Source organism: Xenorhabdus sp. PR6a (assembly GCF_028599065.1).
Taxonomy (GTDB): domain Bacteria; phylum Pseudomonadota; class Gammaproteobacteria; order Enterobacterales; family Enterobacteriaceae; genus Xenorhabdus; species Xenorhabdus doucetiae.
On the sequence record NZ_JAQRFJ010000014.1, the window covers coordinates 20731 to 39090 of the forward strand.

Consider the following 18360-nt stretch of genomic DNA (forward strand, 5'->3'; position numbering starts at 1 on the left):
GAGAATCTATAATGAGTGACTACAAAGATACCCTGAACTTACCGGAAACAGGGTTCCCTATGCGCGGGGATTTAGCCAAGCGCGAACCCGATATGTTGAACCGTTGGTACAAAGAAGGTTTGTATCAGGCCATTCGAAAAGCAAAATCTGGCAAGAAAACGTTTATTTTGCATGATGGCCCTCCCTATGCAAATGGCGATATTCATATTGGTCACTCAGTTAATAAAATTCTCAAAGATATTGTTGTTAAGTCCAAAGGGCTATCCGGCTTCGATTCGCCTTATATTCCCGGCTGGGACTGCCACGGTTTGCCCATTGAGCTTAAGGTTGAGCAGATTATCGGCAAGCCGGGGGAAAAATTTTCCGCTGCTGAATTCCGTGCTGAGTGCCGCAAATATGCCATGACTCAGGTCGAAGCACAGAAAGCGGACTTCAAGCGTCTGGGTGTTCTGGGCGATTGGGATAAACCTTACCTGACCATGGACTTCAAAACCGAAGCTGACATCATTCGGGCACTGGGCCGCATTATCGAAAATGGGCATTTGCTGAAAGGCGTAAAACCCGTTCACTGGTGTACTGATTGCGGTTCCTCCCTCGCCGAAGCGGAAGTGGAATACTACGATAAAACCTCCCCGTCTATTGACGTGCGCTTTGCGGCGGTTGATGCCGATGCCGTGTATGCCAAATTCGGTGTACAACCCCAAGGGCTGCCGGTTTCTCTGGTCATCTGGACAACCACCCCGTGGACATTACCGGCAAACCGTGCCATTTCCTTGGGTGCGGAAATTAGCTACCAGTTGGTCAAAGTTGACAACGAGTGCCTGATTCTGGCGGCGGAACTGGTCGAAAGCGTGATGCAGCGTGCCGGTATCACGGCATGGGCAGTCTTGGCGGATTGCGCCGGCGCCGATCTGGAGCTGATGCGTTTCAATCACCCATTCATGGGCTTCGATGTGCCTGCCATCCTCGGTGATCACGTCACATTGGAAGCGGGTACCGGTGCCGTCCATACCGCAGGCGGTCACGGCCCTGACGATTACTCCATCAGCTTAAAATATGGCCTAGAGATCGCCAACCCGGTAGGTCCGAATGGCTGCTTTATCTCCGGCACTTATCCTTCATTGGATGGGCAATTTGTTTTCAAAGCGAACGACATCATCGTTGAATTGCTGAAAGAGAAAGGCGCACTGCTGAATCTGGCAAAAATCCAGCACAGCTACCCTTGCTGCTGGCGCCACAAAAAACCGATTATCTTCCGTGCAACCCCGCAGTGGTTCATCAGCATGGATAAAAACGGCTTACGCGAACAGTCCCTGAAAGAGATCAACGATGTTCAGTGGATACCCGGCTGGGGGCAAGCGCGGATCGAATCCATGGTAGAAAACCGTCCGGACTGGTGTATCTCCCGCCAGCGCACATGGGGCGTGCCCATGTCGCTGTTTATCCATAAAGAGACCCAAGAACCGCATCCTCGTACCGCTGAGTTGATCGAAGAAGTTGCCAAGCGCGTCGAAATTGATGGCATTCAGGCCTGGTGGGATCTGGACGCCGCAGAACTGCTGGGCGATGAGGCCGCTGATTACACCAAAACGCCAGATACGCTGGATGTCTGGTTTGATTCAGGCAGTACCCACTCTTCGGTGGTAGATGCGCGTCCGGAATTCAACGGCCATTCAGCCGATATCTATCTGGAAGGTTCTGACCAACACCGTGGCTGGTTCATGTCTTCACTGATGCTGTCCACGGCGATCAAAGGCAAAGCGCCTTACCGCCAAGTGCTGACTCATGGTTTCACCGTTGATGAACAAGGGCGTAAAATGTCCAAATCCATCGGCAATACCATCAGCCCGCAGGATGTGATGAACAAACTGGGCGCAGATATTCTGCGTTTGTGGGTCGCCTCTACCGATTATAGCGGCGAAATTGCGGTTTCTGACGAGATCCTGAAACGCTCTGCCGATGCGTACCGCCGTATCCGCAACACTGCACGCTTCCTGCTGGCAAACCTGAATGGTTTCAACCCGGAAGAGCATGGTGTAAAAGCCGAAGAGATGGTGGTGCTGGATCGCTGGGCCGTCGGTCGCGCTCAGGCAGCACAGGCCGATATCCTTAAATACTATGACGAGTATGATTTCCATTCCGTGGTGCAACGCTTGATGCAGTTCTGTTCCGTGGAAATGGGTTCGTTCTATCTGGATATCATTAAAGATCGCCAGTACACCGCGAAAAGTGACAGCCTTGCCCGTCGTAGCTGCCAGACGGCACTGTTCCATATCGCAGAAGCGCTGGTGCGCTGGATGATGCCAATTTTGTCGTTCACGGCGGATGAAATTTGGCATGAACTGCCAGGTAAACGTGCGCAATATGTCTTCACCGAAGAGTGGTATGACGGACTGTTTGGTCTGGCAGAGGGCGAAGATATGAACGATACTTTCTGGGCTGACCTGCTGGCAGTACGTGGCGAAGTGAACAAAGTTCTGGAACAGGCGCGTGCTGACAAGCACATCCGCAGTTCACTGGAAGCGGCTGTCACACTCTATGCAGATGAAGCATTAGCAGAAAAACTGGGCAAACTGTCTGACGAACTGCGTTTTGTTCTACTGACATCTCAAGCCGAAGTGGCTGCTTATGCCGATGCCGATGAGAATGCACAGCAAAGCGAACTTGCTGGCCTGAAAGTGGCTTTCCGCAAAGCGGACGGAGAAAAATGTCCACGTTGCTGGCACTATGCTAAAAACGTGGGGCTGGTGGCGGAACATGCAGAACTTTGCACCCGCTGTGTGACTAACGTTGCCGGTAACGGTGAAGAGCGTAAATTTGCCTGATGAGTAAACCCATTTGTTCCACCGGACTTCGCTGGCTTTGGCTGGTTGTTGTGGTATTAATCCTGGATTTGGGCAGCAAACACTTAGTGTTGCAACATTTCACGCTGTATGAATCTATTCCATTAATCCCTTATTTCAACCTGACTTATGCCCAGAATTTAGGGGCAGCTTTTAGTTTTCTGGCCGATAAAGGCGGCTGGCAGCGTTGGTTCTTTGCATTGGTGGCCGTTGCCATTACGGTTGTATTGCTGGTCATGCTGTATCGTTCCAATGCCAGGCAAAAGTTGAGCAATATTGCCTACGCTTTAGTGATTGGTGGGGCATTGGGAAATTTGTTCGATAGGCTGGTGCATGGCTTTGTTGTCGATTTCATCGACTTTTATGTCGGCCAATGGCATTTTCCTACCTTTAATATTGCAGATTCTGCAATTTGCATCGGGGCTGCGCTCATTATCATCGAGAGCTTTATCAGCCCGGATGACAAGGATAAAAAAGTCGCCTCGAAAGCTTAGCCCTTGAAAACATAGTCATTGAAAACTTATTTATTGAAAACACGGTCATTGAAAAAATGATAATAAAACCGCGCCTTATCTTGTTAAGGCGCGGGTAATTTCATCGATACCCGATAGCGGTATACTTGCAATCATTTTTAAGTAAAAGGTTTGAGCAACATGTCAATGCAGGTGCAAGCGCACAGTGCAGTTTTATTACATTTCACATTAAAGCTGGATGATGGCTCTACGGCAGACTCGACTTACAGTCAGGGCAAACCCGCATTATTCCGCCTCGGTGATGGTAGTCTCTCTGCCCCGCTGGAAGAACAGCTTCTTGGTTTGAAAGTCAATGATAAACATCAGTTTACGCTGGCCGGAGAAACCATTTTTGGCAAATACAACCCTGATTTAGTCCAATATTTCACGCCCCGTGATTTTTCCGATGCCGGTATCCCAGAAGAGGGAACCATCATGTTATTTACCGCCATAAATGGCAGTGAAATGCCGGGGTTTGTCAAAGAAGTGGCGGAAGGCTCCATTACCGTTGATTTTAACCATCCGCTGGCTGAACAAAACATCACTTTTGAGATTGAAGTGTTGGAAATTGACCCTCAGTTGGAGGAAACCCATGCAAATACTGCTGGCTAACCCGCGTGGTTTCTGTGCCGGTGTTGATCGTGCTATCAGCATCGTAGAACGCGCACTGGAATTGTACGGTGCGCCAATTTATGTTCGTCATGAAGTCGTCCATAACCGTTATGTGGTTGAAAACCTCAGAAAACGCGGCGCTATTTTCATCGAAGAAATTGCAGAAGTGCCTGATGGTGCCATTTTGATCTTCTCTGCACATGGTGTTTCCCAAGCCATTCGTGCAGAAGCCCGCTCCCGTGATTTAACCATGCTGTTTGATGCAACCTGCCCGCTGGTCACCAAAGTGCATATGGAAGTGGCAAGGGCGAGTCGCAAAGGCAAAGAAGCCATCCTGATTGGCCACGCCGGTCACCCCGAAGTGGAAGGTACCATGGGGCAATACAATAATCCTCAAGGTGGCATGTATCTGGTGGAATCGCCGGCAGATGTGTGGAAACTGCAAGTCAAGGATGAGAATAACCTCTGCTTTATGACCCAAACGACACTCTCTGTTGATGACACTTCAGAAGTGATTGATGCGCTTAATGCAAGATTCCCCAAGATTATCGGCCCACGCAAAGATGATATCTGTTATGCCACAACGAACCGGCAGGAAGCGGTACGTGATTTGGCATTGGGGGCTGATGTTGTTTTGGTTGTCGGCTCGAAAAACTCCTCAAACTCTAATCGCTTGGCCGAACTGGCACAACGCGTGGGAAAACCGGCTTATTTAATTGATTCTGCTGAGGACATCCAAGAAGCGTGGATCACCGGCGTGAGCGCAGTGGGTGTCACGGCGGGTGCATCTGCCCCTGATATTTTGGTACAACAGGTGATTGAACGCCTGAAAACGTTCGGTGCAAAAACGGTAGACGAACTGCATGGCCGGGAAGAAAATATTGTTTTCGAAGTACCAAAAGAGTTACGCCTTGAGGTGAAAGAGGTTAATTAGCTTAAAAGCGCTATTTTAGGGTCATATACACTCAAACTCGGCTTTTTCTTAACTTTGATGCGATCACGATAAAAAGCCGAGTCTATTGCAATACCTTGAGTGTCCAATCAAAAAATGTTTTCATCATATTACCTTTAACACCCTGGTATCGATAACGGTTAGGATTACTACAATCCCACTTATTACTTTTATCAGGATCTAGCTGCAAATACGGGCTATCCGCTAATACAGTAAATCCCATCTTAAGATATGCTGGTATAGCGCCGTCTAATGGATAAAGTTCTAATTTCCCCTTCATGCCTAATTTTAGTGATGTATTTACCGCATGGTCCATAAGTAAAATACCACAATTTCGAATACCACAATGGGTGACCAACAGATTAACTTTAGGTAATGCAGATGTAATTTGTTCATTAAAGGTAAAGACTAAAATACCTACAGGAACCCCGCTGAAATAAGCAACAAAAATCGATAAATTTTCATTGCTGCCACAGGCTATTATATGATCATCTATATTAGAAAGCATGTTATATGAATCATAATACCTATCATTCCATTGATTTTTTTCACTATCTAAAGAATAATCAACTTTCCACCCTCGACTATTGTTAAGTATCCTTTGAGCGATATTAGATATTTCCTCTACTCTAACCGTCTTAATTGTTATAACCGTTCTGGCATCAAGGAGTGTTTTATCGATATCCGAAGCAGATTTAGCATGGGGTAAAAAACTCGAAACTGAAGGCTGATTAATATTATTAAAAGATTTTGATCTGAACATTATCTTTCTCCCTCACATTTTATTATTTTATGGGTTTTCTCAATCCCATAATAATACAAAGGTCATTTTTTATCACATTAGCTTAGTTTCTATATCTATAACGATTAAGGTTACTACAATCCCATTTATTACTTTCAGCAGGGTTTAGATACAAATACGTGCTGCCGCTTAATTCAGTAAATCCCATCTTAAGATAGGCTGATATCGCGTTGTCCAGTGGGGTAAGTCTTAACTGACCACCCATTTTTAATTGTCGTGATTCGTTTACCGCATACTCCATAAGTAAAACACCGCAATTTCGAATACCACAATGGGTTGCCAAATAATCGACTTCGGGTATCTCACATCCATCATTAGGGTTAAATTGTAAAGCGCCTACAGGAACACCTTGAAAATAAGCAACAAAAAACACTATTTTTTTTCTGTCAGCATAATGTTTCATACAGCGCCCCATATTAGAAAGCATGTTACAGGCATAATCATGCCTGTCATTCCATTTTGTTTGTTCATCATCAGGAAAATTCGAAGAATTATTATATTCCCATCCTTGGCTATTATTAATTACCCTTTGAGTGATGCGGTATATTTCCTCTACACCAACCCTCCTGATTGTTATAAACGTTCTGGCATCAAGGACTGTTTTATTGATATCCGAAGCAGATTTAGCGTGAGTTAAATGACCAAAAACTGAAGGCTGATTAATATTATTAAAAGATTTTGATCTAAACATTATCTCTCTACCTCATATTTTATTATTTTATGAGTTTCTTCAACATTATAATAAATAACTGTTTTATTTTATGTTCATTTAATAAATAAAGCACAAATTTATTTATCATATAAATCCAGATAAATAAATTTCCATAATAGCAATACACTTAAATTATGAGATTTACTTATTCTTCGCAACGCGAAGAATAAGTAAATGAAATACAATTGTTAAATGTCATTTGCATTTAACATATTAATTTCAACTAAGATTGGCTGAAATAGGAAAATGATTTATCATCATAATCACATTACGCCGGAAATACTACATCATATTTCACTGATAACTGACCTTTCTTTTCCTGTATCGCCTGTATCCGCAGTCCGTGGATCTGCCTTAATGACACCATGAGTGTTCCACCACAAGGATAAGGGATAATATTGTCAGGCTATCAGTCTGGCGCAGCCGCATCTCGCCAGTTAAGCTGTAAAACGATTTCCTTTGTTACTCAATGAAAAATGATTTACAGAGAGGGCCTTATGGCTGAAACAGATATTCGCGTTGCTATTGTGGGCGCTGGCGGGCGCATGGGACGTAATCTTATTCAGGCCGTCCAGTTATTAGATGGCGTTACACTTGGTGCGGCATTAGAACGTCCAGGATCTTCATTAGTCGGAACGGATGCCGGCGAGCTGGCGGGAATAGGTAACAACGGCGTCATTATCCATGATGACCTGCGTCAGATCATTGAACACTTTGATGTACTGGTCGATTTTACTCGGCCGGAAGGAACATTAGCCTACCTCTCCCTGTGTCGGCAATATCGCAAATCCATGGTGATCGGCACAACCGGTTTTGATGATGCCGGTAAACACGCCATTGCGGAAGCCTCTCGCGATATTCCCATTGTTTTTGCTGCGAATTTTAGTGTCGGGGTCAATCTGGTGCTAAAACTGCTGGAAAAAGCCGCCACGGTAATGGGGGAATATACCGATATCGAAATAATTGAGGCACACCATCGCCATAAAGTAGATGCGCCGTCAGGAACTGCACTGGCAATGGGAGAATCCATCGCCAGTGCACTCGGTCGTGATCTCCAGACCTGCGCAGTTTACACTCGTGAAGGCCATACCGGGGAACGCGATCCGAAAAGCATTGGATTTGCCACGATACGGGCAGGAGATATCGTCGGCGAGCATACCGCGATCTTTGCAGACATGGGTGAGCGCATAGAGATAAGTCACAAGGCATCAAGCCGTATGACCTTTGCTAATGGTGCCATTAAAGCAGCAATATGGTTAACAGGGAAAAACAGTGGACTTTATAATATGAAAGATGTATTAAACCTCGATGAAATTTGATTTTATAAAATCATAATACATTGTAATTACGCGGTTATTTAACAAATAATTGCGTAATTACGATATAATACTTATTTATCATTTAACTTCTAAATTAATCTCTGTTTTCACAAAAATATTTAACCTTATTGCGGTCTTTTTTCCATAACTACAAAAAAAATCAGCGCTTTTTCCTATTTTCAAGTTTTCTCTTACAGTAATCGATTATTCACGCCCACTTTTTTTAGATTTTTTAGCGACATTTACTCAATACAAGCGCGAGAGTTGTAAAAAAAACAATAAAAATGCCATTTTTTGTAGACAACCCGCCCTCTCATCATTAGAATGCGCGCAATTTGCCAAAATTTTGATAAAAATCGTGATTGGCATTGATTTTAAGGATTAAGTCTGAATTAATATGCATTGGATGCGACTGATTATTCATTCTGGAGGGCGTTTTGATTAAGTCAGCTATATTGGTTCTGGAAGATGGAACCCAATTTCACGGTCGCGCCATTGGTGCAGAAGGTGTGGCTGTTGGAGAAGTGGTCTTCAATACCTCAATGACCGGATATCAAGAAATACTTACCGACCCTTCCTATTCCCGCCAAATTGTTACTCTTACTTATCCCCATATTGGTAATGTCGGCATCAACGCCGCTGATGAAGAATCCCCCGCCATTCAAGCCCAAGGCTTAGTTATTCGTGATTTACCCTTAGTGACCAGCAATTTCCGCAGTGAAGAAAACCTGTCTGATTACCTGAAACGCCACCATATTGTTGCCATCGCAGATATCGATACACGCAAGCTCACCCGCCTGTTGAGAGAAAAAGGGGCACAGAACGGCTGTATCATTGCGGGTAATACTGTTGCCGGTAAGACAAGTAATGGAGCCGATGCTCAAGTCGCACTGGAAAAAGCAAACGCTTTTCCTGGCCTGAAAGGCATGGATTTAGCGAAAGAAGTCACAACGGCACAATCTTACCAATGGGTGCAAGGGAGCTGGACATTAGCGGATGGGCTACCAGAGGCGCGTCAAGCGCAAGAACTGCCTTACCATATCGTGGCCTATGATTTTGGCGTGAAGCGCAACATCCTGCGTATGCTGGTGGATCGCGGCTGCCGCGTTACCGTTGTGCCGGCAAAAACCCCCGCAGATGAAGTGCTGAAAATGGCACCCGATGGCATTTTTCTGTCCAATGGACCAGGTGACCCGGAGCCGTGCGATTATGCCATTGCAGCCATCAAAACCTTTTTGAATACCGACATTCCGGTATTTGGTATCTGTCTGGGACACCAGTTGCTGGCGCTGGCCAGTGGTGCAAAAACCGTGAAAATGAAGTTTGGCCATCACGGCGGCAACCATCCGGTCAAAGATCTGGATCGCAATGTTGTGATGATCACCGCACAGAACCACGGTTTTGCGGTTGATGAAAGCTCACTGCCCGCCAACCTGCGCGTAACGCATAAATCTCTTTTTGATGGCTCATTGCAAGGCATTCATCGCACTGACAAGCCCGCATTCAGTTTTCAGGGGCATCCGGAAGCCAGCCCCGGCCCGCATGAAGCCGCGTCACTGTTCGATCACTTTATCGAGTTAATTGAGCAATATCGCCAGACAAACGTTGAAAACACCAAATAATCAGGAGAAGAAGAAAAATGGCAAAACGTACTGATATTAAAAGTATCCTGATCTTAGGTGCCGGCCCGATTGTTATCGGTCAGGCTTGTGAATTTGACTACTCCGGCGCACAGGCTTGCAAGGCGCTGCGGGAAGAGGGTTATCGTGTCATTCTGGTCAACTCGAACCCGGCAACGATCATGACCGATCCTGAAATGGCCGATGCGACCTATATCGAACCTATCCATTGGGAAGTGGTGCGCAAAATCATTGAAAAAGAGCGCCCGGATGCCGTCCTGCCGACCATGGGCGGGCAAACGGCACTCAACTGTGCGTTAGAACTGGAACGTCAGGGCGTACTGAAAGAATTTGGCGTGACCATGATCGGTGCGACTGCTGATGCTATTGATAAAGCCGAAGATCGCCGCCGTTTTGATCAGGCGATGAAAAAGATCGGCCTGGACACCGCGCGTTCCGGCATTGCCCATTCGATGGAAGAAGCGCTGGCGGTAGCAGAAGATGTGGGTTTCCCTTGCATTATTCGCCCCTCTTTTACTATGGGCGGAACCGGTGGCGGTATTGCCTACAACCGTGAAGAGTTCGAAGAGATCTGCGAACGCGGATTAGACCTCTCACCAACCAATGAATTGCTGATTGATGAGTCCCTGATTGGCTGGAAAGAGTACGAGATGGAAGTGGTGCGGGATAAAAACGATAACTGCATTATCGTCTGCTCGATTGAAAACTTCGATCCCATGGGTATCCATACCGGCGATTCCATCACCGTCGCACCGGCACAGACGCTGACCGACAAAGAATATCAAATCATGCGTAACGCTTCGATGGCGGTATTGCGTGAAATTGGCGTCGAAACCGGTGGTTCAAATGTTCAGTTTGCCGTGAACCCGAAAAACGGCCGCCTGATCGTTATTGAAATGAACCCACGTGTTTCCCGTTCATCGGCGCTGGCGTCCAAGGCAACCGGTTTTCCCATCGCGAAAATCGCAGCAAAACTGGCCATCGGTTATACCCTTGATGAATTGATGAACGACATCACGGGCGGGCGTACCCCAGCATCTTTCGAACCTTCCATCGATTATGTCGTGACCAAAATTCCTCGCTTCAACTTCGAGAAATTTGCCGGCAGTAATGACCGTTTGACCACTCAGATGAAATCGGTGGGTGAAGTGATGGCCATTGGCCGTACTTTCCAGGAGTCCATGCAGAAAGCCCTGCGTGGTCTGGAAGTCGGCGCGACCGGATTTGACCCTAAAGTCAATCTGGATGATCCACAGTCCCTGACCAAAATCCGCAGTGAACTCAAAGATGCCGGTGCTGAACGTATTTGGTATGTTGCGGATGCTTTCCGCGCCGGCATGTCTGTTGATGGTGTCTTCAACCTGACCAACATCGACCGCTGGTTCTTGGTACAAATTGAAGAACTCATTCGTCTGGAAGAGCACGTTGCAGAGCAAGGTGTTAACGGCCTGACTGCGGATTTCTTGCGTCACCTTAAACGCAAAGGTTTTGCAGATGCTCATCTGGCGAAACTGGTCGGCGTCTCTGGTAAAGAGATCCGCAAGCTACGCGCTGACTACAACTTATATCCGGTTTATAAGCGTGTTGATACCTGTGCGGCGGAATTTGCCACCGATACCGCTTACATGTACTCCACATACGAAGACGAATGTGAAGCCAACCCGAACAGTGACAAACCGAAAATCATGGTATTGGGCGGAGGCCCGAACCGTATCGGGCAAGGCATTGAATTCGATTACTGCTGCGTACATGCATCTCTGGCTTTACGTGAAGATGGTTTTGAGACCATCATGGTGAACTGTAACCCAGAAACCGTTTCCACCGATTATGACACGTCCGATCGTCTCTATTTTGAGCCGGTGACTCTGGAAGACGTGTTGGAAATCGTGCGTGTTGAACAGCCACAAGGTGTTATCGTTCAGTATGGCGGCCAGACGCCATTGAAACTGGCGCGTGAACTGGAAGCCGCCGGTGTCCCGATTATCGGCACCAGCCCTGATGCCATTGACCGTGCAGAAGACCGTGAACGTTTCCAGCAAGCCGTTAATCGCCTTGGCCTGAAACAGCCGGCAAACGCCACCGTTTCCACGATCGAACAGGCGGTTGAAAAAGGGAATGAAATTGGTTATCCGCTGGTGGTTCGCCCATCTTATGTCCTGGGCGGGCGCGCAATGGAAATCGTCTACGACGAGTCAGATTTGCGCCGTTATTTCCAGACTGCGGTCAGCGTATCCAACGATGCCCCCGTCCTGCTGGATCGCTTCCTTGATGATGCGGTTGAAGTCGATGTGGATGCTATCTGTGATGGTGAGCGTGTCCTGATTGGCGGCATCATGGAACATATCGAACAAGCGGGCGTGCACTCTGGTGACTCAGCCTGTTCCTTGCCGGCTTATACCCTGAGCCAAGAGATTCAGGATGTGATGCGCCGGCAAGTGGAAAAACTGGCGTTTGAACTGCGTGTCCGCGGTCTGATGAATGTCCAGTTTGCGGTGAAAAACAACGAAGTCTACCTGATTGAAGTGAACCCACGTGCAGCCCGTACCGTGCCATTTGTTTCCAAGGCAACCGGCCGGCCACTGGCGAAAATAGCGGCACGCGTGATGGCAGGTCAGTCTCTGCTGGAGCAAGGTGCAATTGAAGAAATTATTCCACCTTACTACTCCGTGAAAGAAGTGGTACTGCCGTTCAATAAGTTCCCAGGCGTTGACCCTATTCTGGGGCCAGAAATGCGTTCTACCGGTGAAGTCATGGGTGTCGGTCGTACCTTTGCCGAAGCTTTCTCAAAAGCGATGCTGGGCAGTCATTCCACCCTACGTAAACAAGGTCGGGCACTGCTGTCTGTCCGTGAAGGCGATAAAGAACGTGTTGTCGATTTGGCCGCTAAGTTGCTGAAGCATGGCTTTGCACTGGATGCGACGCACGGTACAGCGATTGTATTAGGTGAAGCCGGGATCAACCCGCGTTTGGTGAATAAAGTTCACGAAGGGCGTCCGCACATTCAGGACAGAATCAAAAACGGGGAATATGACTATATCGTCAATACCACCGCAGGTCGTCAGGCGATTGAAGATTCAAAACTGCTGCGTCGCAGCGCACTGCAATACAAAGTGCACTATGACACCACCCTGAACGGCGGTTTTGCCACCACGATGGCACTCAGCGCTGATCCGACTGAGCAGGTGATTTCTGTTCAGGAAATGCACGCGAAGATTGGTTGTTGTGGTCAATAAAAATTAGTCATCGAGTGAGGACGTTTCGGAGGGAAGCGTCCGAGCGAGGGGATTCTTAACATTCCCCCCATCGCCTTTAAGTCATCACATATAGAATGTAGCGATCTGTAAAATACCGCCCTTTTTGGCGGTATTTTTTGATTATGAACCCAGTACGGTTTCTGCGACACAGGCATATTGATTATTCATATTAACCTTAGGGGGAGTAAAACAATCCTCTAAAAACCAGTCGGCGGGCGTCTCCAGGGCAATAGAAATTGCGACCAAATGCTCCAGACTGATCCGGTTGGTTCCGCGTTCATAACGTGACACTTGCTGATGGCTCACGCCAATTTTGTCCGCCAGCTCTGCTGCTGTCACTCCAATTTCTCTTCTTTTCATTTGGATTCTTTTTCCTACCAGCATACTGACTTGCATAATATTGTTACTCTCAGTTTATAGTTATAAATAACGTAAAAGAACTATTGCAGTACCTTCATATTTACCGGCTTTCGGTAGTGTTGACGTGTGCAGCACTGACGTTAGGGTGAAATACGTAGGGGCATTCCTTCCGTCAGCAGTGACATTCACTCCATTTGCTGCATCTTCTTTATCAATCTGTAACGTCGAATATATTTGCTTACCGGAATCGAGATAAACTTTGTCTTCATTATTCGTTGATCTGGCATACAACATAATTTTGTTGCTACCAATAGCACATCTAAATTGCCCCGTAATTGTGCGGGTCGCATTATTCACTTCTTTGGCGGTCAATTCCCCATAAGCAATTTCAGAAGGTAAATCGAGCTTACAAGACTGTTGTGGGGGTGGTAACTTACCGCAAGTGGAGCCAGGGAATTGTTTCGCACTACCATTTCTGGGAGATGTTTGATTAGCGTAAAACAATCCGACACACCTCGCCGTTGTCGGTATAATCGGAAATGAGGCGGTGAAAGGCAGTGAGAACTTCTTTTTATAAGCTCTCATTACATCGGCGGTTGTCCGGTATATCTGCGCGTTAGTTAAACATGAATTAGTGTCCCTACAGGCCCCCCACATGCCCGGATCATAACTATCGTATTGAACATCGGGACCCACATAGCATTGAGGCCATCCATAGCAAGGATTAGGGATCCCCTCTTCCTCTGTCCAGGCAATAATTTCCATCGTCGCCTTAGGGTTTTTATTGCTTGTATCGATATCAACCGGCATCACATAAGCCCCGGCATAAACAGAGGTGGCACTGGCTAAATACAACAGGGTGGCCAGCTTCAACAACGATTTCTTAATAGAGCGCATAACTTATTTTCCAATAACATCAAACTTTGACGAAAGATCGTGGAGGAAAAACCAGTCAGCTTGACTAGTCGTAATTAACTTCAAACGTCGCGATTGCCGTAAATTGACCAACCCCCATTTTTTTCTCTTGGATCACGCGGGGGGCAGCTTGTATATATGCTCGAAATGGGATCACATTCTCTGTGCTATTGGCTAATAGCGGGAATTCACTGGTTTTATTAAATGGCATCGGCGTACCATCGATTTTTTCCATACCAATGGCAATACCACGAAGACTGCCATTAGATCTCACCGCCAACAGCCCCGGCAGCTCTTGGCTTGGTTCTCCCAAGAATTTGATTTTCAGGCGTTTTATCATTCGAGGATCACAATCCTTTAAATTCAGCTCAAATTGCCGACCTTCTGTACGATGTTTCAGATAAAGATCACTGTTAAGGACATTGCCAAAATCCACTTGTATGTTTTTCTCTTCTGTCCTAATCGAACAAGTAGGAGCAAGTACAGTTAGCGTAATCCTGACATCCTGACGCAGATTATCTCGTGCATATACACTTTGCTGGTGACCCATGCCGAACAGAAACAGCATTGGCAATACATATCTGGATAATCTGATGTTCAACGGATTCATTATTATTTACCCTACATTTATCCAATCTTATTTACCGAAAAAAACTCACCCCATTCCGGCTAATTCTGTGCGGATACCCCGTCAATATTTCGGTTAATGGCGTATCCGCACAATTCAATCAGCTTCCGCTCGTCAATCAGCTTTCACCCGTCACCGCTTTTGTTACTGCACAAGTATTGCCACTACTATTGCTATTACAGTTGAATATTAACTGTGGACGCCCACCATAATCATTAACGTAGGTCAATACTGGCGCATTCCCTAATGAATTGGCCGTTCCTCCCAGTTTTTCACTGCTTCTGGGAGCCAACATCACAGGCTGAAAGCCCTCTGCACTTTTACCGTTCACCTTATTCGATGCTTCTGAAATAGTGACGTAATACGGTGTTGGGTTATGCACCACATATTGATTGCCTTCACGGGTTAACGTGAGTTTTTCCTGCCACGGGTTATCAAGATCAATACGGCGTGCAATCACCGCTTCCGGGCGATAAAACAGTTTGACCCGCGTCTGCAAGGCGATTTGCAGCACATTCGGTTTCTCACTGCGTGGCGGAATTTCACGCATATTGAAATAGAACAGGCTTTCCCGATCTTGTGGCAATTGGGCTATCGCCGGCAGGGTTTGAATTTTGATTTGGCTCTTCGCACCCGCTTCAACACGCTGTACGGGGGGAACAACCACAAGCGGGCCATTGATCTTATTTCCCTTCTCATCCTCAATCCATGCTTGTGCCAGATAAGGCAAATCAAGATGCTGATTTTCAATGTTCAGGCTGACGGATTTGGTATTGCCATTAAAAATCACGCGGGTGCGATCCAACGCTATCGCGGCCATGGCCTGATGAATTGACATCAAGCCAGTGATCGTCATGGCGGTTATCATTAGAATATTTTTCAGTTTCATAGTGTCATTTGCTCATGCTCAAAAGAGACTCATGTTGATATTGCTGCACTAGCGAATAGCGGCATTTTTCAAATCAAACCAATATAATACGTTATTAAATAACGATTTTTTGGATAATTTCATTACCATTTACTGACTATCACCTGTTAAAAACTGGCAAGGCAGTAAAAGTGAAGTCAAAGATTCTGATGTTATTTCATCTGGTACAGTAATCTCACACTGGGCACTTCCATTCCAATGTACTTTTAGTTTCTCTCCCGGATTGATTCCGCTCAGGTAAGCATATCCCTCATCGCCGATAATCCCGATTTCACGTTGGGCTGCATTGACCACAGAAGCACCAAAAGGCGGGGATGAGCCATCAGGTAACCGGATGTTTGTCATCGCCTTTATTCCTGATATCACTTGGAATTTACGATAACCAATCGCACCTTCCGTTAAGGTTGCCTGCTGAACGGAACGCAGTGCCTCGACATCATCGGGTAAGTTATCTAAGTCAATATTCGCACGGTTGCGATAGTAGCTGTTCACATCGACCAGCACCGCTTTACCAAAGTAGTTGGTGTGTACCGCGGAACCGAATCCCCGGATAGGAACATTGCTCACCCCTTCAGTATCGACCATCAGGCGGGTTGCACCCGGCAGATTGGTACGGTGCAGGGCAGCTCCTGTTGTTGTTACCGTTATCCCACCTTGCAGGCCAAGCGCAGCCGTAGTATTGCCGCCATCCTGATAACTGGCACTGGCAGTGAGTAACACCTTGTCACCATAATGGTTGTAATAACCGTCAGTGGATGCCCTGCCGTCGATATTCGTTCCCACTGAAATACGATAGTTGTTGCGATCATCAATCCGATCAAAATAACCGACGGTATGGGCATTCCCCTGACGATTCACCATGCCGTTGTAACTGAGCGTGCCACGCTCTCCCCATGGAATGGAAAGGTTGAGGTACATGCCGTCATCTTTTTTATTGTCAAAATTGTTACGGTAAGCCGACAAACTGACGTTAATATTTTTATAACGCCCAATATCCACGTATTTGGATAACGAAAGGTTATAGCGATCGTTTGTTGGCCGGTTCCAGTAGGTTTGATGGCTATAGTCAAGATGGGTGCTAAGGCCGATATCGGCAAATTGTTTACTGAACGTAATGGTATACATCTCTTTGCCGCTATCGGAAACAACGTTGCGATAACGGCGATCGATATACTGCCCCATATTCATGAAGTTACGTTCAGAAAAACGATATCCGGCAAAGGTCACCTGACTGTTATATTGATCAAAACGTTTCGAATAGCTGAGACGATAAGATCCGCCTGTCAGGGTTTTGTTTTCTCCCGGTAATTTTGCCCTTGATTCCGTCACATCAAACGACAGCGCACCGAACATCATCAGGTCGCGGCCAATCCCCAGCGACAGGGCGTTATAGTCCCCCGCGGCCAACAGCCCGCCATACAGCGACCAGCCGTTGTTAATTCCCCATGAGAATTCCCCCAGCCCGAACGCGGGCCCTTCACGACGGTGCCTATCATTCGTGGATTGGCCGGCAACAAATTTGTACTGGATGCGGCCGGGGCGTGTCAGATAAGGGATGGTCGCGGTATTAACCTGATATTCCTGTACGCCACCGTCTTGCTCTTCGACTCTGACATCCAGTGTTCCTGCGACCGCATCACTCAGATCCTGAATGCGGAAGGGGCCGGAAGCGACCTGAGTTTCATACAGTACCCTTCCCTGCTGGCTAACCGTCACTTTGGCATTAGTCCGTGCCACGCCGGTGACTTCCGGTGCATACCCGCGCAAATTCGGTGGCAACATATTTTCATCAGTCACCAAACTGGCGCCCGTATAGCGGAAACTATCGAAAAGGCTGGAATTGAGGTAATCCTCACCCAATGTCAATTTTGCTTCCAGCCGGGGAAGCGCACGATATACGTAGTAACGACTCCAATCCCAGTCACGTTCTCTTCCTGCGGAATTCCCCGATTTATCATTATTCTGCGTTTTAAGACGATGATATCTGGCTTGCCAATCAGCCCGCAAACGCCATGCCCCCAGATTCATACCGGCGGTTCCGATTGCACTGATTTGTTGGTTACTACTGCCGTGATTCGGTTTAGAAGTTTGTGCGTTAACGTTATAGTCAAACAGTAATCCGGGGACGCCATTATCCCAACGAGAAGGGGGGTCCCAGTCCGGCAAATCATATTCCAGATAAATTTTAGGGACGATTAAATACAACGTATAAGTCGTCAGGTCACCTCGGGTTGACATGCCCGGTAAGGTATTGAGATCAAGACATTGACCTTCATTCTGCCAACCTAATTTTTCTACCCACTGCTGTTTCAGTGCGATTTGTTTGACTAATTCAGGGGAGACACAGGCTTCACTGCCCGCTGGATCATCAGGCGGGGCAGTAAAATCAATAGAATAGGTATCCGAAAGTTCATTCTGATTTATCCGGACACCCATCATATAGTTGCCCGGCATGATATAACCCGCTCTGGCAAATTTATCCAAATCGATATTGGCACGTTCACTGACATCCAGGGCACCAATATTGAACTCAACGGACGAGCGAGAATGTGCGGCCTGAATGCCGGATAAGACAATCAGCACGAGGGCTGAAAGAGGTTTAACACCGAAGATTAAGTATTCTGTTTTATTCGCTATCTTCTTTTTATTAATCACACTCTTTTTATTGAAGGTATTTTCTCTTTTACTGTTTGCTTTTTTATTACTGATTGTTTTTCTATTATCAGATAAAAAATCATGATTCATAAAATCTGAAAATAAAGCCATAGCATCCTCTGAACAATGAATCGTTAATAATCCAGTTTGAATTTAGCCGTTATCTGGCACGGCTAAGTTTGTAAGCGTACAGGCGTTCTTACCTCATACATGGCGTCATTAAAGTTC

At 46.6% G+C, this 18360-nt stretch carries 14 protein-coding genes; 7 read left to right on the forward strand and 7 right to left on the reverse strand.

Going from position 1 to position 18360, the window contains the following annotated elements; all coding sequences use genetic code 11:
- The first annotated feature begins 11 nt into the window (after positions 1-11).
- The 4 genes from ileS (at position 12) to ispH (ending at position 4901) form a co-directional block, all read left to right on the forward strand.
- Entirely contained in the window at positions 12-2825 is a 2814-nt protein-coding gene (ileS, locus tag PSI15_RS05865) for an isoleucine--tRNA ligase (protein ID WP_273582718.1), read from the forward strand.
- The gene (gene lspA / locus PSI15_RS05870) at positions 2825-3337 is read left to right on the forward strand and encodes a signal peptidase II (RefSeq protein ID WP_273582719.1); all 513 of its coding nucleotides are present in this window, start codon (positions 2825-2827) and stop codon (positions 3335-3337) included. Before ileS ends, lspA begins: the two co-directional genes overlap by 1 nt.
- 159 nt (positions 3338-3496) lie before the next feature.
- A complete protein-coding gene (gene fkpB / locus PSI15_RS05875) occupies positions 3497-3967 on the forward strand; it encodes an FKBP-type peptidyl-prolyl cis-trans isomerase (protein WP_045968720.1) in 471 nt (156 codons plus the stop codon).
- Positions 3948-4901: a 4-hydroxy-3-methylbut-2-enyl diphosphate reductase gene (ispH, locus tag PSI15_RS05880; protein ID WP_273582720.1), complete on the forward strand. Its 954-nt coding sequence runs from the start codon at positions 3948-3950 to the stop codon at positions 4899-4901. The genes fkpB and ispH overlap by 20 nt, the downstream gene beginning before the upstream one ends.
- Positions 4902-4983: 82 nt before the next feature.
- Here ispH and PSI15_RS05885 read toward each other — a convergent pair whose 3' ends face one another.
- Positions 4984-5682, reverse strand: a complete 699-nt coding sequence (locus tag PSI15_RS05885; RefSeq protein ID WP_273582721.1) for a GNAT family N-acetyltransferase — start codon at positions 5680-5682, stop codon at positions 4984-4986.
- Between the two features lie 82 nt (positions 5683-5764).
- Positions 5765-6412, reverse strand: coding sequence for a GNAT family N-acetyltransferase (locus tag PSI15_RS05890; RefSeq protein ID WP_273582722.1), 648 nt, complete (start codon positions 6410-6412; stop codon positions 5765-5767).
- A gap of 518 nt (positions 6413-6930) precedes the next feature.
- Between PSI15_RS05890 and dapB the strand changes: the two genes are divergently transcribed.
- The 3 genes from dapB (at position 6931) to carB (ending at position 12625) form a co-directional block, all read left to right on the forward strand.
- A complete protein-coding gene (gene dapB / locus PSI15_RS05895) occupies positions 6931-7752 on the forward strand; it encodes a 4-hydroxy-tetrahydrodipicolinate reductase (RefSeq protein WP_273582723.1) in 822 nt (273 codons plus the stop codon).
- A 437-nt stretch (positions 7753-8189) separates the two neighbouring features.
- Complete coding sequence (carA, locus tag PSI15_RS05900) at positions 8190-9374, forward strand: glutamine-hydrolyzing carbamoyl-phosphate synthase small subunit (RefSeq protein ID WP_273582724.1); 1185 nt, start codon at positions 8190-8192, stop codon at positions 9372-9374.
- Positions 9375-9391: 17 nt separating this feature from the next.
- A complete protein-coding gene (gene carB / locus PSI15_RS05905; protein ID WP_273582725.1) occupies positions 9392-12625 on the forward strand; it encodes a carbamoyl-phosphate synthase large subunit in 3234 nt (1077 codons plus the stop codon).
- A gap of 141 nt (positions 12626-12766) precedes the next feature.
- Here the strand turns inward: carB and PSI15_RS05910 are convergent, their stop codons facing one another.
- From PSI15_RS05910 to PSI15_RS05930, 5 genes are all read right to left on the reverse strand, one after another.
- A complete protein-coding gene (locus PSI15_RS05910) occupies positions 12767-13006 on the reverse strand; it encodes a helix-turn-helix domain-containing protein (RefSeq protein ID WP_443256073.1) in 240 nt (79 codons plus the stop codon).
- A gap of 60 nt (positions 13007-13066) precedes the next feature.
- Positions 13067-13903 (reverse strand): MrpH family fimbial adhesin, encoded by an 837-nt coding sequence (locus PSI15_RS05915; protein WP_273582727.1) that lies wholly within the window; start codon positions 13901-13903, stop codon positions 13067-13069.
- Positions 13904-13967: 64 nt separating this feature from the next.
- Positions 13968-14531, reverse strand: coding sequence for a fimbrial protein (locus tag PSI15_RS05920; protein ID WP_045968695.1), 564 nt, complete (start codon positions 14529-14531; stop codon positions 13968-13970).
- A 136-nt stretch (positions 14532-14667) separates the two neighbouring features.
- A complete protein-coding gene (locus PSI15_RS05925) occupies positions 14668-15438 on the reverse strand; it encodes a fimbria/pilus periplasmic chaperone (RefSeq protein ID WP_045968693.1) in 771 nt (256 codons plus the stop codon).
- A 129-nt stretch (positions 15439-15567) separates the two neighbouring features.
- Positions 15568-18243 (reverse strand): outer membrane usher protein, encoded by a 2676-nt coding sequence (locus PSI15_RS05930; RefSeq protein ID WP_273582728.1) that lies wholly within the window; start codon positions 18241-18243, stop codon positions 15568-15570.
- Positions 18244-18360 lie beyond the last annotated feature (117 nt).

Bases quoted from the DNA above. Each gene is read 5' to 3' on its own strand.
- ileS (WP_273582718.1), top strand. From the start codon at position 12: ATGAGTGACTACAAAGATACCCTGAACTTACCGGAAACAGGGTTCCCT.
- lspA (WP_273582719.1), top strand. From the start codon at position 2,825: ATGAGTAAACCCATTTGTTCCACCGGACTTCGCTGGCTTTGGCTGGTT.
- fkpB (WP_045968720.1), top strand. From the start codon at position 3,497: ATGTCAATGCAGGTGCAAGCGCACAGTGCAGTTTTATTACATTTCACA.
- ispH (WP_273582720.1), top strand. From the start codon at position 3,948: ATGCAAATACTGCTGGCTAACCCGCGTGGTTTCTGTGCCGGTGTTGAT.
- PSI15_RS05885 (WP_273582721.1), bottom strand. From the start codon at position 5,682: ATGTTCAGATCAAAATCTTTTAATAATATTAATCAGCCTTCAGTTTCG.
- PSI15_RS05890 (WP_273582722.1), bottom strand. From the start codon at position 6,412: ATGTTTAGATCAAAATCTTTTAATAATATTAATCAGCCTTCAGTTTTT.
- dapB (WP_273582723.1), top strand. From the start codon at position 6,931: ATGGCTGAAACAGATATTCGCGTTGCTATTGTGGGCGCTGGCGGGCGC.
- carB (WP_273582725.1), top strand. From the start codon at position 9,392: ATGGCAAAACGTACTGATATTAAAAGTATCCTGATCTTAGGTGCCGGC.
- PSI15_RS05910 (WP_443256073.1), bottom strand. From the start codon at position 13,006: ATGAAAAGAAGAGAAATTGGAGTGACAGCAGCAGAGCTGGCGGACAAA.
- PSI15_RS05915 (WP_273582727.1), bottom strand. From the start codon at position 13,903: ATGCGCTCTATTAAGAAATCGTTGTTGAAGCTGGCCACCCTGTTGTAT.
- PSI15_RS05920 (WP_045968695.1), bottom strand. From the start codon at position 14,531: ATGAATCCGTTGAACATCAGATTATCCAGATATGTATTGCCAATGCTG.
- PSI15_RS05925 (WP_045968693.1), bottom strand. From the start codon at position 15,438: ATGAAACTGAAAAATATTCTAATGATAACCGCCATGACGATCACTGGC.
- PSI15_RS05930 (WP_273582728.1), bottom strand. From the start codon at position 18,243: ATGGCTTTATTTTCAGATTTTATGAATCATGATTTTTTATCTGATAAT.